The following is a 13,363-nucleotide window of genomic DNA, read 5'->3' on the forward strand; positions in this document are numbered from 1 at the left end:
CAATCCCCCCCTAATTAGAGCAAATTATCTACCTCTTCTGCAATATTACTATATTTCTTCATCAATACTATAAGAACATTATACAATTTCTCTCCATTAGACTTAACTGCAAGAAGTTTGTCTCCAACACGCTTCATGACATCATCTTGCGAAGTTATTCCGCTATTATTATCCGTGTTACTACCAACTTCATCTTCTTGTTCTAAAACTTTTCCATCTTCACTTGTCTGACTAGACTGATTATTTGATTGACTTCCTTCCTCTGCTTTCTTCTTAATTTTCCAAAGTAATATTTGCTCATGAATATCACTTTCTTCCCAAAAAACGATGTCTCCAGACATTTTTCCATTTAGAAATGATTTTACAGCAGGTAATGAAATGCCATCTTCTTCGATTTTCTTTAGTTCAGACAAAATATAAGCATCCAAACACTTCTCACTCTCAACGCTTGAAATTGCATTGGATATTTCAACATCAAAAGTTTTTATCCCTTCCAAGAGATCTATAATAAACGCCTGTAAAATATTCTCGTCTGTGCTTTTAGAAAATTTAAACAGTTTATCAATGAATTCACAATACTTATCAGTATTATTACCAACGTGTTTCAACGCCCATAGAGGAGCCTTATTCTTACTTTTGAATTTATCGCGGATTGCCCATTTAGTTCCCAGCAATCCATCTTTATCTTTTATACCAAAAATGGCATTAAGTTTTTCAGTAAGTTCTCGTTCTTCCTCCGTACTCATTCTAACAATAAATTTGTCATTAAACTTACCTCCTTCCCAATATATAAAAATTGAGACAATTACCTCTTTCATCACCGTCTTATCGATCCTCTGCCCATTTCCAGAGGTATATAATCGGTCGCAATAAGGCTTCAAAGCAAAAGCTAATGCCCCCATAAATAATCTATTCTGATAGTATCCATATTCTGGTCTTGTAAGAAACTTAAGCTCCTCAGCCAAATTTATTGAAGGCTCATTTTTCTTTGCTTCAATTTTTCGTTGAACTTCCTTACACACTTTAACAACAGGAATTTTTTCATCATCAGAAATAAGTGTTAGTGCCTCATCAAAAAGTAGTGTATTATCAAATGAAAGCAAATATTTTACTGCTCCATCATTTCCTTTTGCTTCCTGCTCTAAACTCGATTTGCTAAGTGAATAGAGCACAAGCTCAACTGCCTTCTTACTAGTCTGGTGATTCCAGACAGTGTTTGGAACCGCCAAGCTGTCAAGGCCATATCTAAAGATAGTGTTTATATAATTATCTTTCAAATATTTATTACACTGTAAAAAAGGTACATGAAGAATATCCCCCCGGAAAATCAAATCAACCATTCCAGAAGTAATAATTTCATCAACCCACTGCGTTATCCATTTTTCTGCATTTTTCTGTCCCTCGATACGTTCTTCATCCATTTGCAGGGAACGTGCTACTGCCTCTTGAGCCAAACTATCCATATATGCTTCAAAACGTTTATTGCCTAATTCCGTATTGGTTGCGACAAAAACGATGTTTTGAAATTCTGGTTCTTTAGATATTCTCAAAATCATGTTTTGGGATACATCTAACTTGGATTCTGTTCTTCCTAAAATCTCATCCAAATCATGTGTCACACCTCTATACACAATTAGAGCGACATGAAGGTTATATGATGCTTTAAATTTTGCTTCAACACGTCCTTTTAAAATATGCTCTTTTTCTCCGCCCCAAAATACTTGCACATCAACTTCTCTGGCAATATTCCTAGATATACTATTCTTTAATTTTCCAAGACACTTAATAGAATATTCCTCAAGGACTTTGCTTACATCCTCTTTATTTGGATATAGCTTTTTCTTTTCCTCCAATATCTTCTTTTGGGGAAGAGCTGATGAAGCAACCTCAAAAATCCCATCTGGATTTCTATGGAGAATCTGGGCATCATCTATATCATCCAAAATTTCTTTAACCCTAGCCTCAGCAAGTGCACCACTAAACGCAGCTATAATATTACCCGTGCTTGGATTGACCATATTCTTCTCAGATGAATCTGCATCTGTAGTCGTCATGCGGTATAAAATATTCAGCAAAAGAATAGTTTTAAATACTGATACATAGCTTTCCCCTTTCGCTTCTACAGACTCAATCGCTAACTTATATTTATTTGTAATTGCATCAAAATGACCAGCTGGACTAGTCTCAAATGTATTATAGAAAAAATCCCAAACATAATCCGCGGTCAGGAACATTGGATTATCAATTTCATTTTTAATAAATTTCTTAAAACCATTATCCTCATCATTTAAGAATCCAAAGATACTTCTTTCAGCCTCTCCTACTACCCTTGAAACAAAAGTAGCCAAGTAAGAAGTATATGGATGAAACGGATACAAACTGATGATTTTATTTTTGACCTCCGTTGCATTTGGTGCATCACCATCAACAACTTGATCTACTACTTTTATTACGCTAACAATATCTAGCAAATTTTTCTGTCGTAATTCATCAAGTACAACCGGTTGCTTTCTATCTAATGCCCCCGCCAGTATGTGATAAGTAGTCGTTGGCTGCATGTCATAATCTAACTCAATGAATCTGGCCTTAGCCATGGTCCTCTCATCTTCTTTAAGTTCCTTATAGCTTTCTGTCTGTTCTAATCTCTTATGTGTTATAATAAGAAGATATACTCCGAGAGTATCCGTTCCTTGCTCCACCTCTGTTTTGCTTAATTCAGCGATATCCTGCATAACATTAAGTATACTTCTTCTTGCCGGTATATCTAAAAGAGAGGTGAATTCATCCCAGAAAATCATTAAATAATCTGCAATTCCACGTTCTGCTAGTTCTTTCTTAATTTCTGTCAACCACTCAACAATGCTATGTGTTCTAAATCCGCCTAATCCTGCCCTCTTTAATTCATCTGCAATAATTCTAATGACCTTAGTTTCATAATCTTCCAACACCTGTATGAGCTGTGCCTTATTTGAAGCATAACTATGTAACTCAATATTATTAGCCAACAGATTATCAAAAAAAGAATCTAGCGTCCCATTATTTAGGATTTGAAGCACAGATTGAAAATCCGTCTTTGTCGATATTTCAATGCCTTTATCTTTCAAAGCAGCTAAAACACGTTGTTGAATCACATATGTAAGATCTGCTACATCAGTAATTGCATATATGCCCTTAAGTACAACAGGAAATACTTTTTTTTCTTTACGAAAATTTGTGATGCTACTTCTAAGCTGGGTCTTGTTAAGTCTTGGTAAATAATCTTCTATTGTATCAAAATCGTCACATAATAAATGTTTAATCACAGCCAGAGAATGACTTTTTCCTGTTCCATATGTGCCCTGAATCCAAACAGAATTGCGGTTGTTATAAACAGGTGAAGTGAAACAATTTATGATTTTCCTCATGTTGTTTTCAAACTTCTCATTGGATATAAATGTTTTCCAAGCATCGCCACGATCTGAGGTAATATCGAAAGCAGACTTAAAATGTTTTTCTACACCTACTATATCTGAGTATCTCATATGTCCTCCTATAGGAACAACGTACAGCCCTCTTCCTTAAATTGAACTATCTTGTCCTCAAGTATTTCTCTATCTGTGTTTAAATAGTTGCTAAGACAATCCAAGCAAAGAAATTGTTTCGTGTTCTTCCCAAGTAATTTTTTATTTAGGGAAACCTCATCTTTGCTGAGGCCCTTAGTACATTCAATACATCTTTTCATCCTATACCCTCTTTAAAAACCGCTTTAAGACAGCGAAAGAAGTAAACTCACTTATTAAGTGGATATTTTCTAATCCTCCTAATAGATCTGCTGATAATACTTCATTTGTAGTCAGGCCTCTAAGTGCATTCATAAAACTTACACTATCCATGTTAAAAACATTGTATACTCCCATACACCCCTTTTCATAGATATCTGAAACAGTTAATTCGTACATATCATTAATTTCTGCATTTTTATATAGTAAATATGCCACCGAAGCTGAAGATATTTTTGAAGTACCATACCTCCTAATAGTTTTAACTGCAACCCCCTTTTTGGTGAGTAGCCCAATTTTTAGGCTGCTATCATCTCCCCTATCAATAGTTCCTAATGGAGAATTTGTAAAGGTATTTACCAATGCATCAACCGGATTTCTCAAAGTGGCCCCTTTAAGCGTTGGGTAATTTTCCTTCAGCAATTCTACCAGTTCAACCTTAGAATACTCCATCTCGTTCTTAGTATTATTAACATACCAATTAGCAATCGAAGAATTGAAAGACAAATTAATCCAAATGATCTGCCATACTTGCAACGGATTTGAATCATAAACTGAACTCAAAAGCTTGGCCAAATCTGTCACTTTTTTCTCTTTTAAATCCACTAGTTCTGCTTCTCGAAGCCAGTTAATCATTGCGGTAATCTGTTTGGGTCCTAGATCACTATATCCATCAAACCAACCATCCATTAATTCGAAGAAAGCCGTCAGCCACTCAGCTCTCAAACCGAATGTTGAATACCTATCTATACCTGATGTTTTTGTAGCTGTTCCCATCGTTCCTCCTCCTTCATACATTAGCTTTCTAGTGGCAATAATACAGCCCTTAGTATTAATACCGAAACAATTATTACAATGGATACATCTCTCTCGATCTATCTCGACAGAATCACGGATTGTCAATGCACCAGTCGGGCATTCAATCTCACACACACCACACAGCTCACAATATGCTGTCTTTGTAAAAACTTTTGTTAAATAGCTAACAAGAAGAATCTTATTAGTTGTACCCATTGCCTTAAATCTGATAGAATTCTTTCCATACCTGACATCAAATTTAACAACAGTTCCTTTAAACTTCAATTCTCCTTTATAATAATTCTCGTCTATTTTCTCAAGGAAATATTCTCCCAATGTGAAAAACCATTTTTCCCAATCTACCTTAGGATTCAAGACAATACATTCAAAATTAGGTTCTTTTGATAAGACATCTACTCTTGAGGCATCAGGAATAAGACCCTTTCCTCCAGCGTTCTTCTTCCAATTACCAGAAGAAATGTACTCATTAATTTTCGTTTGAGATGTGATTCCTATATTCTTGGCCATATCTTCAACTACACTAATATAGTTTTTAGCCACTTCAGGGTAACGCTTTCTAATTACATATTCAGACCAATCAGATGCAAATGGGCAAACACCACAGCCAACACGGGTCAGCCCCATTGTATATGCAGGATTAATCCTAATATCATTCTTGTACATGTACAGATAAATTTCTGTAGTATTCCATTTGAGAATTGCACGGCAGTTAATCAAATTGACATGCTTTACGCCATCACCAACTCGACCATATGATTCTCGTCGCGCACTCTCATCATTTCTAACTCCCTCAAACACAACTAGCTTAGGTTGTAAATCTGTTTCAAGAAGTTCCTTCATCTTTCGTCCAAATAATGCCGTTTTTAAAACAGAACAGCACCATCTATTCAAACGACTTGGGGGCCCATAGTCTTTCCATAGATCCAATGCATCTTTTTTACTTTTTGCATGTTCTAACTTAAACTCTGGATATCTCTGTTTATAAAATTTTTCAGTATTTTCAACCGTTTCAATAGTACATGGCAATTCCATACCCGTATTAGTAAAAACAACCTTATATTTTTCAGAAGGAATCACTCTACTTACCAAATCCAAAATTACTTGTGAATCCTTGCCTCCACTAAATGCAACTACATAACCAGAAATATTTTTCTCTTGGTAAAACTCATACTTTTCTTTTATAAAATCCATCGCCTCATTTTCAGCAACTGTTATCTGATCTAAATTGGCCTTCACTAAAACTTCCAAATCAATTGGATTCAATACCATTTTATAAGCTTCAGGATTTACAATAACTGTTGGGTCGTCATAAATGTTTCCTTTTTTAGTCTCTGCGATAACTCCTCCACAATAGTAATACTTCCTATCCATCTCCCAACAAATAGGAACATTTTCCTGTGGTAATTGAAAAGCCTCATCTAGCCCCAACATTCTAAATTCTTCTACATATACAGGTCTGGGGGAATTAAGCGCATCTTTTTCTTCTATATACTCGGATAATAGTATCCCATTGTTTTCGCTGTCCCACTTTATCTTAAACATCGCGAATGTATCTCCTAACTGCGCTATTTGGCTCCATTGTTTTTTACCCACTCATCGATTTCATTAGTATTAAATCTCCAAAGACGTTCAATCTTGTGAGCAGGCATTCCTCTTTTATTAATCCACTTTAAAGCTGTATCTCTGCTAATACCTAGATGTACACAAATTTCTTTCATTGACAGCCATCTATCAGTTCCCACTCTACTAACCTCTCAAGCATAATTTACTTTATGTAAAAAGTACCATTTTATCATTGTAGCATAGGTATTATTAAATGACAATATTCCTTCAGATTAATATATATTAATCTGGAATTATGATATTTTTTAGAGATTAATATTATACTTCTATATGTTTATATTGTTTTATACTGTTTTACAAAGGTTTTTATAGAAAATCATACTCTTAGCAAAACAATTGACTTAGTAATTTTTTTGATTTAGGAAACAACTGTACTTTTTATTTCGCAATATAGGTATCTAATCTTTTTATTCACAAAAAATAAGCCCTTTTTCACTAGTTGCCCCTATGGACCTCAACCATAGGAGCAATTAACCATACAATGAATTTGATTTTATTCTATAAAACTAATACTACAATCATGCCGAGAATACTTATAAATCATATCTGACAATACATCCTCCTTGGGCACTTCACTTTCATTTATCTGATCAACCGTTTTCTGCAGCTCCCCATAATCCAAATTCCCATCATCAGGAACCAATATAACTTCGTGCGTACTCGACGGCAATATAATAATATCTGAATTTAGAGAATCGGCAAAATCCTTCAAGCAACCATCGTATAAAATGCACCCGGCGCCGTTAATCTGCTTTTTATTTGAAAGCACATACAAGGGCGGTCTCTGAGAATCAAAATCCAGCAAATCATTTACCAGCCCAGCCATTTCTAATTCCTCTAAACATCCCTTTAAAATATCACACACAATCTCTTTCATCGTTTTAATTTCCGGCGGCAGCAACATTGGAGTATTCCTCTTTGCAAAGCGATACAGTTCCTCTTTCTCCACTCCCCACGGCTCCATGTGTGAGTTATGGATCAAAGTCGTCATTTGTCCTCCTCTATGTTCATCCAGAATTAGATAAAACACCATTGCCAGGTCCAGAAATTCAAAATATGGAACATCCTTTAAAAGCTCCTTATTCTTTTCTCTCTGGATCAGTTTGAAAGCCACCTTACCCTTCAGATTATTAAAATCCAGAAGCTCTCTCATATCACCAAAAACTACATCATTATTTTCCTTATATGCAGATATAATATCTTCCAGAATTTCCTGCAGTGACATACCATGGGTAAAATGCATATAGTATGAATTCAAGTAAATTGTGGGAGCGATATTTTTACTTACTTTCCCAATAATCAGCCCATCCAGCACAATTCCATTATTTTTCGTAATCTTCTGAATGCGAATCTCATAATCTCTTCCTAATCTTTCCTGCACTGCTGCTCTGACTTCCACTAAAAACTGATTGTAATTCATTTGTTCTTCCTCTACTTTCTTACTCTTATTTTTAACAACAAAAAGAAGCATCTCCTTAGAAATGCCTCTGACAGAAAAATCACTTATTCTTTTACCCACTTCACATAGCCAATCTCACGCTCATTTACCAATGCAAAATAAAGCAACATAAATGAAGCTATAATCTCAACTCAAACTACAACTTCTATCCTATTCAAGACTTCTCTTCATTCCCTCTTTCATAATCAAACCGAACTCTTCCCACCAGATAAATAGGCACGGTTATCTTTCGGTCTGCTATACCGCCATAAGTATCTCCTTTCAGCAAATAAACAGCCTCTACCTTTTCATCTTTTAAAAGCTGACGTACTGTCTCTGTTTCTGATATCCCATCCTTTACCCCCACGCCATAGCTATTATCATTTTCCCAGCGTTTTATAAGGAAATCAATCTCCCCTTCCTTGTACGTTCCATTACTTATCACTCCCCTAAGAGTTGGCAAATCAGCTCCTGCCACATCCAGAAAATATCTGCATACTCCAACATCCAGAAAATAAAAACGGTTGTGCAAATATACGTTCACGGGATCACATTCATTGGCCTTGCCACAATAACCTATAATATCTGCACGATATAGCCAGTCTATAACTGCATTGATACTTTTCCTTATGGTTCTATTGCTTTTTCCATTATAAATAATACGGGATAATTCTGTAATTAAATCATCTTGTTCCTTTTTCTCCCGGACAGAAAGCTGTGCAATCGCAGGAAATATCTGCTCCAGTAAAATCATTTCCTGTATACCGCCTAAGCATCTTGTTGATTCTTCTATAAAAGTCCTAATAATCTGTTTCAAAATCTTTTTGCATTCTTGTGTATTCTGTGTTTCCAAATAACAATTTACGACATCCGGATAACCACCTATTTCACAATATATCTTATAATACTCTTTTAATTCATCATATTGTAAGGGATTACTGGAACCAAGCAGATCAACGTCATTATAAAGCTCCCGTTTTCCAAATGCCTTTACAAATTCTTCGAATGACAATGTATTAAGTGTCAAATTCTCTGTATCTCCTGCTGAAATAAAATACCCCTTTTCCAATGCCTTCCCTAAGTAACTGCTTGCAACTACAAAATGACATACAAACTCTCTTGAAAATTCCCTGATTTTGGAATACACTTTCGCCGATTCCTGAATCTCATCTATAACAATAATAGTGTCTTTGTTATCCTCGAACCGGGAATCGAACAATCGGAAAGCTTCATATAGCTTCCTTTCTATACGCGGTTCTCCTGGATTCCAGGCAGATGCCTGTTCCATACAAACCAGAAATTGTTCCCCGGACAACTGAGCCATATTGATATAGATATAAATTTTGTAATTTTCTCTAGCAAATTTATCCAGAATAAATGTCTTTCCAGTTTGTCTGGCACCTTTTAGTTCCAGGACCTTACCGCTGTCACGTTGCTTCCAGCAAAGCAGATTATTATAAATATTTCGCTTCAGTTCCACCAGAGTCTTCCTCCTCTTTCCAACACTTCCGCTATAGCGTACCATAACCTTGATTCAAATTCCTTTCAATAAAATATATTCCTGAAATCCTTATCTTTCATTATTGCTGCTCCCCTTTCTCATAACTTTAAAATTATTTCTAAAATCCTGACTCCATCTTTCACACCGGCAAGGTACAGATAACGGCTTTCTTCTGCCGATCGCATGACCCATTCTTCCCAAAACTGCTCTATAGCAACTTTTGACTCCCCATCCAACCGTTCAAGAATTTCTTCCATCTTATGGTTAAACTTCTTTTCATCATGACTGGTTTCATCAGAACGTACATTTAGTAGCATCTCAATACGTTCACAAATAATCTGTTCCAGTAAATCTTCCATGCCTTATCTCCTCCTCTCTGATCGCAAAAAATACCCTTGCAGACTCATACTGCAAGGGTATTTTCTATTATATACGTTGAAACCAGCTCGGCACATTATGGGAAATACGAACAGGAATCCCATCTTTATAAATGGCAATTCTTCTAAATTTCACCGTGTTATCATACAAAGAAGCTAAATTACACATAGGAAAAACATGCCTTAAATTCAGGAATATTTCCTAATACCGTTTTCCACATCCTCATCAGGTATTCCATGACCTCCCTTGGATACTCGGTATACGATTCTCTGTTTTGCCAGTTCTACTGAATCAACTCCTGCATATTAAAGTTCGATGTAATACCCCTGACTCCTGGCCTTTTCAATGTTTCTGAATAAGGACTTTCCATAGAGTGTTGTTTCCTGGTTAAAGGAAATACCTGACGACAGACAATAGTTCAACTCCTAGATCACCAGTATACCTTCATAACGTCACTGATGATTTTCCAATCTCCAAACGTTCTAAGAATTTCATCTGTATTGATTCTAGGCATCTGATGATACCGCGGGAATGTTTGATACAAAGTAGACTTCCCCGCTCCGTTTACCCCGGCAAAGATAACATATCGTTTCATCAAAAACGATTCTCCTCAATTACTTTTCTCTGTCTCTGCTGAAGAATGAAGTCGCTGACAATGGAATAAAACTCCTGTTCTTCCTCAGTCTCCGCCCCAAGAATTAACTGTGTAGCCTCATCAGGCTCTAATTTCAAACACTCTTCATATAACATTTTCAAGGCATCATTGGTTGACATATCATCACTCTTTCCTCTTAAGTAAGACCATTATATCATAGGCACGTCATGGAATACAATTGAGTAGAGCAAACATTTGAACAAGATATTTATGCAACTTGTTCCGTCAACTCTCTATCAATCACTTCCTGATTGGAAACCTCACTCATATCTACAGATAACTCCGTTTTAATCGTCTCATCCATAGTGACAGCCTTCTGAAATTCGGACTTCATGGGGGCATACTTTAGCAGCTGTTTAATAACCGTCTTTTTTGCCATGCCTTCATAATTACTTTTCCATGGACTGAAATCCGAAGTAAATGCTTTTGAATACCGGGCTGCATAGGCATCTACATAGCTTTTACTCATCACCTCAAAACGGAATCCACCGTTGTCCAGTCTGAAAATAGCATAAAAGGCCCGGATCTCCCCCGGTTCATCAAAAGAAGGGCGATGAATCAAAGAGGGATGAAGGCCCAGTTCATAAGAAAACTCATCATTTTCATATACTACCTGTGCTTCAACGCTTTGCATTCTTTCATTTCGATAGGCTAAATCAATGAGGCCCCGATATCCCAGCTGAAACTGGCACTCCAACACTCCTTTGTTTTTATAAGGGATTAAATATGCTTGTCCTAAGGGTGTATTCGGTTCCAAACCCAATTGTGCTGCATTCATCAAAGCCGCAATAAAACTCATAGGAGTACATTCTCCCAGCTTGGGAGTATTATTAATCGCCGATAATGCCATACGCGTAAATCGTTCCGGCGTAAGAATACTGGGAAGCGCCCGTTTGATTTCCGGTTCAAGAGCCTTAACCATATCAACGATTGTCATATTTTTTGTCAGTCTGACGGATTGACTTTGACCTCCGCCGCCTGCTGCCCTCTTCTCTAATTCCTGTTTTACATCTGACATTTTCTCATCCCTTTCATTTTAGTTCATTTAATTAATTTGAAAAGGACCATCCTGCATCCAGCAAGACGGTCCCTCTCCTCAATACTCAAAATATTAAATTAACATAATTACATCTGAAATTAACAACTGAATATACAATTTTGTATGATTCCTCTCTCTCATCTCACAAAAAACCAAATCATTTACCTGACTGTCCGCCTTTATATTATATTACATCACAGGTCGTGAGACTTCCCCACTAAAAGATTTTTGCGGATATCCGAAAATGTATCCTCTATAGAAGCAGTTCTTTCATTTTCCACATCACCCTGAGCTTCCGCCAACATTTTCCACAATTCCAACTCGGTTTTCATTTTTTCATACTGGACATGGCTCATCAAAACGGTATCCTCCCGACCATCTACTGTAATAAAAACTGGTTCTTGGGATTCCCGTGTTAAGGCTGATATCTCCAAATACTTATTTTGTAAATCAGATGAAGGTATGATTGCTTCCATTATGCGTCCTCCTCGTCATGATTTTATGGCATTATTATAACGTGATAACGATACACGTACAATCTGCATTTTTTCATTGAGCAAAACAAGCATCCTGTGAAGTGTTAAACTCGAGCCTTTACATCTTTAAACCTCAAACCATTACGCCGCCTTAACAGTAAATCGTCTTGACTGGCTGCATTTAGCAAAATCCCGGTAAAGATCTGGCCGTTCCTCCTTTAATCGCTTGCTGTCAAAACGGACTGTATCCACATTGCTCCAGGAAACTCTATAGTGCTCATTAAATGCCATTTCATATTCGCCCATATAAAGCTTAAGCTGCTGTTCAATCTGATTCTGCTCCTGTGTCAACTTCTTTGCCAGAAGAATGATTTCTTCCCTTCTTTTTAACTGCTCATTTAAATGAGACGGAAGAGGAATCGTCTTTTTACGGGCCGTTGGAAAATACCGGTTAATCACTTCATTTGAAATATCACTGCCGTCCGGGTCTGGCATATTTCCTGACAAAACATGATCCTCCCAGAATTCCTTTTCTATGGCAATCAGATTTTGAATCAGCTCCTCATCACGTTCAATCTTCTTATACTTAAATTCCCTTCCCAAAATCACAACAGCCAGATACCAGGCCTTCGCCCCGGTCACCGCCATATAATGATGACATTGGATTTCATAATGGGCAGGGACAGATTCTCCGGTCCATTTATCTGCATTATAGGCACTGGCAGTTTTGCATTCAAGTCCCATGTTTTCCCCTGAAATAAGGCGGTCAACATTTGCCAGCATAAAGGGATATTCTTCGCTCTGATACATGACATTGGACCGTCGTACCTTTAAGCCTGTCTCTTCCATAAAGCGCCGGGCCACATATTCTTCTAGGTCTCGCCCCTGTCTCATGGATTCATTATCATGATCTTCTACTTCTGAGCTTGTTTTTTCATAGAAAATACTCATAGGGCTGACATAGGGATTAAGACCACAGATTGCACCTGCATCAGACCCACCGATTCCCTGTTTTCTGTATTTCAGCCAATCTTCATGAGATAAGCCGTTTGTTGAAATTAACTTTTTCATTCATGCCACACCCCCAATTCCAAAAGGCTCAATCCTTTCTTCCCGGAAGCTTACATATCTGCCCTCTGAACCAATCACAATATGGTCAAGCAATTCGATTCCCAGCAATACTCCGGCTTCCTTAATCCGACCTGTAATAAGAGAATCCTCTCGACTTGGCTTCGGCTCTCCAGAAGGATGATTGTGAAAGCAAATAATTTTTGAAGCATTTGAAAGAATGGCATGTTTAAATAAATCCCTTGGATCTATCCCACATGAGCTCAAGCCTCCCACTGCGATGATTTCCAAAGCGATGGGCGTCATTGCTGAATCCAATGACATTACCATCATCATCTCACGATCTGAATATTCAAAGAGAGGCCTCACCATATCCACTGCCTCTTTTGCTTCATGAAAACGTTCAGTTCCATAAACGGCAGTTCCATCCCGAATCATTTTAAGCTTTATGATTCCTACTCTCTTCTTAGGAATAGGTCGCTTCATCATACCGATTACCTTTTCTTCCTGCGTTGCATTCTTCATAAATAATCACGCCTCCTTGCAAAAACGGAAGCTTCCAATATTTAAGAAAGAGGCTTCCGTTTTCTATATAATTATTTTATTTT

At 37.0% G+C, this 13,363-nt stretch carries 12 protein-coding genes; all 12 read right to left on the reverse strand.

The features are described 5' to 3' along the window. Nucleotides 1–14: 14 nt before the first annotated feature. The 12 genes from K401_RS0107520 to K401_RS0107580 all read right to left on the reverse strand — a co-directional run bounded on the left by K401_RS0107520 (nt 15) and on the right by K401_RS0107580 (nt 13,280). The gene (locus K401_RS0107520) at nt 15–3,521 is read right to left on the reverse strand and encodes a DUF6079 family protein (protein WP_024292380.1); all 3,507 of its coding nucleotides are present in this window, start codon (nt 3,519–3,521) and stop codon (nt 15–17) included. A 201-nt stretch (nt 3,522–3,722) separates the two neighbouring features. Further along, nucleotides 3,723–6,119 carry a phosphoadenosine phosphosulfate reductase domain-containing protein gene (locus K401_RS0107530; protein WP_024292382.1) on the reverse strand — a complete coding sequence of 799 codons (2,397 nt, stop codon included), beginning with the start codon at nt 6,117–6,119 and terminating at the stop codon, nt 3,723–3,725. Between the two features lie 23 nt (nt 6,120–6,142). Beyond that, entirely contained in the window at nt 6,143–6,319 is a 177-nt protein-coding gene (locus K401_RS31080; RefSeq protein ID WP_024292383.1) for a helix-turn-helix domain-containing protein, read from the reverse strand. Nucleotides 6,320–6,693: 374 nt separating this feature from the next. Then, entirely contained in the window at nt 6,694–7,719 is a 1,026-nt protein-coding gene (locus K401_RS0107540) for a DUF5688 family protein (protein ID WP_156945254.1), read from the reverse strand. Between the two features lie 94 nt (nt 7,720–7,813). Then, complete coding sequence (locus K401_RS0107545; protein ID WP_024292385.1) at nt 7,814–9,118, reverse strand: AAA family ATPase; 1,305 nt, start codon at nt 9,116–9,118, stop codon at nt 7,814–7,816. 119 nt (nt 9,119–9,237) lie between these two features. Continuing rightward, complete coding sequence (locus K401_RS0107550) at nt 9,238–9,498, reverse strand: hypothetical protein (RefSeq protein ID WP_024292386.1); 261 nt, start codon at nt 9,496–9,498, stop codon at nt 9,238–9,240. Between the two features lie 449 nt (nt 9,499–9,947). After that, complete coding sequence (locus K401_RS33930) at nt 9,948–10,112, reverse strand: hypothetical protein (protein WP_312433265.1); 165 nt, start codon at nt 10,110–10,112, stop codon at nt 9,948–9,950. After that, nucleotides 10,112–10,291 (reverse strand): hypothetical protein, encoded by a 180-nt coding sequence (locus tag K401_RS0107560; RefSeq protein ID WP_024292387.1) that lies wholly within the window; start codon nt 10,289–10,291, stop codon nt 10,112–10,114. Before K401_RS0107560 ends, K401_RS33930 begins: the two co-directional genes overlap by 1 nt. An 89-nt stretch (nt 10,292–10,380) precedes the next feature. Continuing rightward, entirely contained in the window at nt 10,381–11,190 is an 810-nt protein-coding gene (locus K401_RS0107565; protein WP_024292388.1) for a recombinase RecT, read from the reverse strand. 215 nt (nt 11,191–11,405) lie between these two features. Further along, nucleotides 11,406–11,687, reverse strand: a complete 282-nt coding sequence (locus K401_RS0107570) for a type II toxin-antitoxin system Phd/YefM family antitoxin (RefSeq protein ID WP_024292389.1) — start codon at nt 11,685–11,687, stop codon at nt 11,406–11,408. Between the two features lie 141 nt (nt 11,688–11,828). Beyond that, the gene (locus K401_RS0107575; protein ID WP_024292390.1) at nt 11,829–12,758 is read right to left on the reverse strand and encodes a YqaJ viral recombinase family nuclease; all 930 of its coding nucleotides are present in this window, start codon (nt 12,756–12,758) and stop codon (nt 11,829–11,831) included. Continuing rightward, on the reverse strand, nt 12,759–13,280 hold the full coding sequence (locus tag K401_RS0107580; RefSeq protein WP_024292391.1) for a JAB domain-containing protein: 522 nt from the start codon (nt 13,278–13,280) through the stop codon (nt 12,759–12,761). It abuts the gene before it with no gap. Between the last annotated feature and the right edge of the window lie 83 nt (nt 13,281–13,363).

Origin of the sequence: Lacrimispora indolis DSM 755, from assembly GCF_000526995.1 — a bacterium.
Lineage (GTDB): Bacteria > Bacillota > Clostridia > Lachnospirales > Lachnospiraceae > Lacrimispora > Lacrimispora indolis.

Excerpts from the sequence above, each read along its gene's own strand:
- K401_RS0107560 (WP_024292387.1), bottom strand. The coding sequence starts at position 10,291 with ATGTCAACCAATGATGCCTTGAAAATGTTATATGAAGAGTGTTTGAAA.
- K401_RS0107520 (WP_024292380.1), bottom strand. The coding sequence starts at position 3,521 with ATGAGATACTCAGATATAGTAGGTGTAGAAAAACATTTTAAGTCTGCT.
- K401_RS0107575 (WP_024292390.1), bottom strand. The coding sequence starts at position 12,758 with ATGAAAAAGTTAATTTCAACAAACGGCTTATCTCATGAAGATTGGCTG.
- K401_RS0107530 (WP_024292382.1), bottom strand. The coding sequence starts at position 6,119 with ATGTTTAAGATAAAGTGGGACAGCGAAAACAATGGGATACTATTATCC.
- K401_RS0107580 (WP_024292391.1), bottom strand. The coding sequence starts at position 13,280 with ATGAAGAATGCAACGCAGGAAGAAAAGGTAATCGGTATGATGAAGCGA.
- K401_RS33930 (WP_312433265.1), bottom strand. The coding sequence starts at position 10,112 with ATGAAACGATATGTTATCTTTGCCGGGGTAAACGGAGCGGGGAAGTCT.
- K401_RS0107550 (WP_024292386.1), bottom strand. The coding sequence starts at position 9,498 with ATGGAAGATTTACTGGAACAGATTATTTGTGAACGTATTGAGATGCTA.
- K401_RS0107570 (WP_024292389.1), bottom strand. The coding sequence starts at position 11,687 with ATGGAAGCAATCATACCTTCATCTGATTTACAAAATAAGTATTTGGAG.
- K401_RS0107565 (WP_024292388.1), bottom strand. The coding sequence starts at position 11,190 with ATGTCAGATGTAAAACAGGAATTAGAGAAGAGGGCAGCAGGCGGCGGA.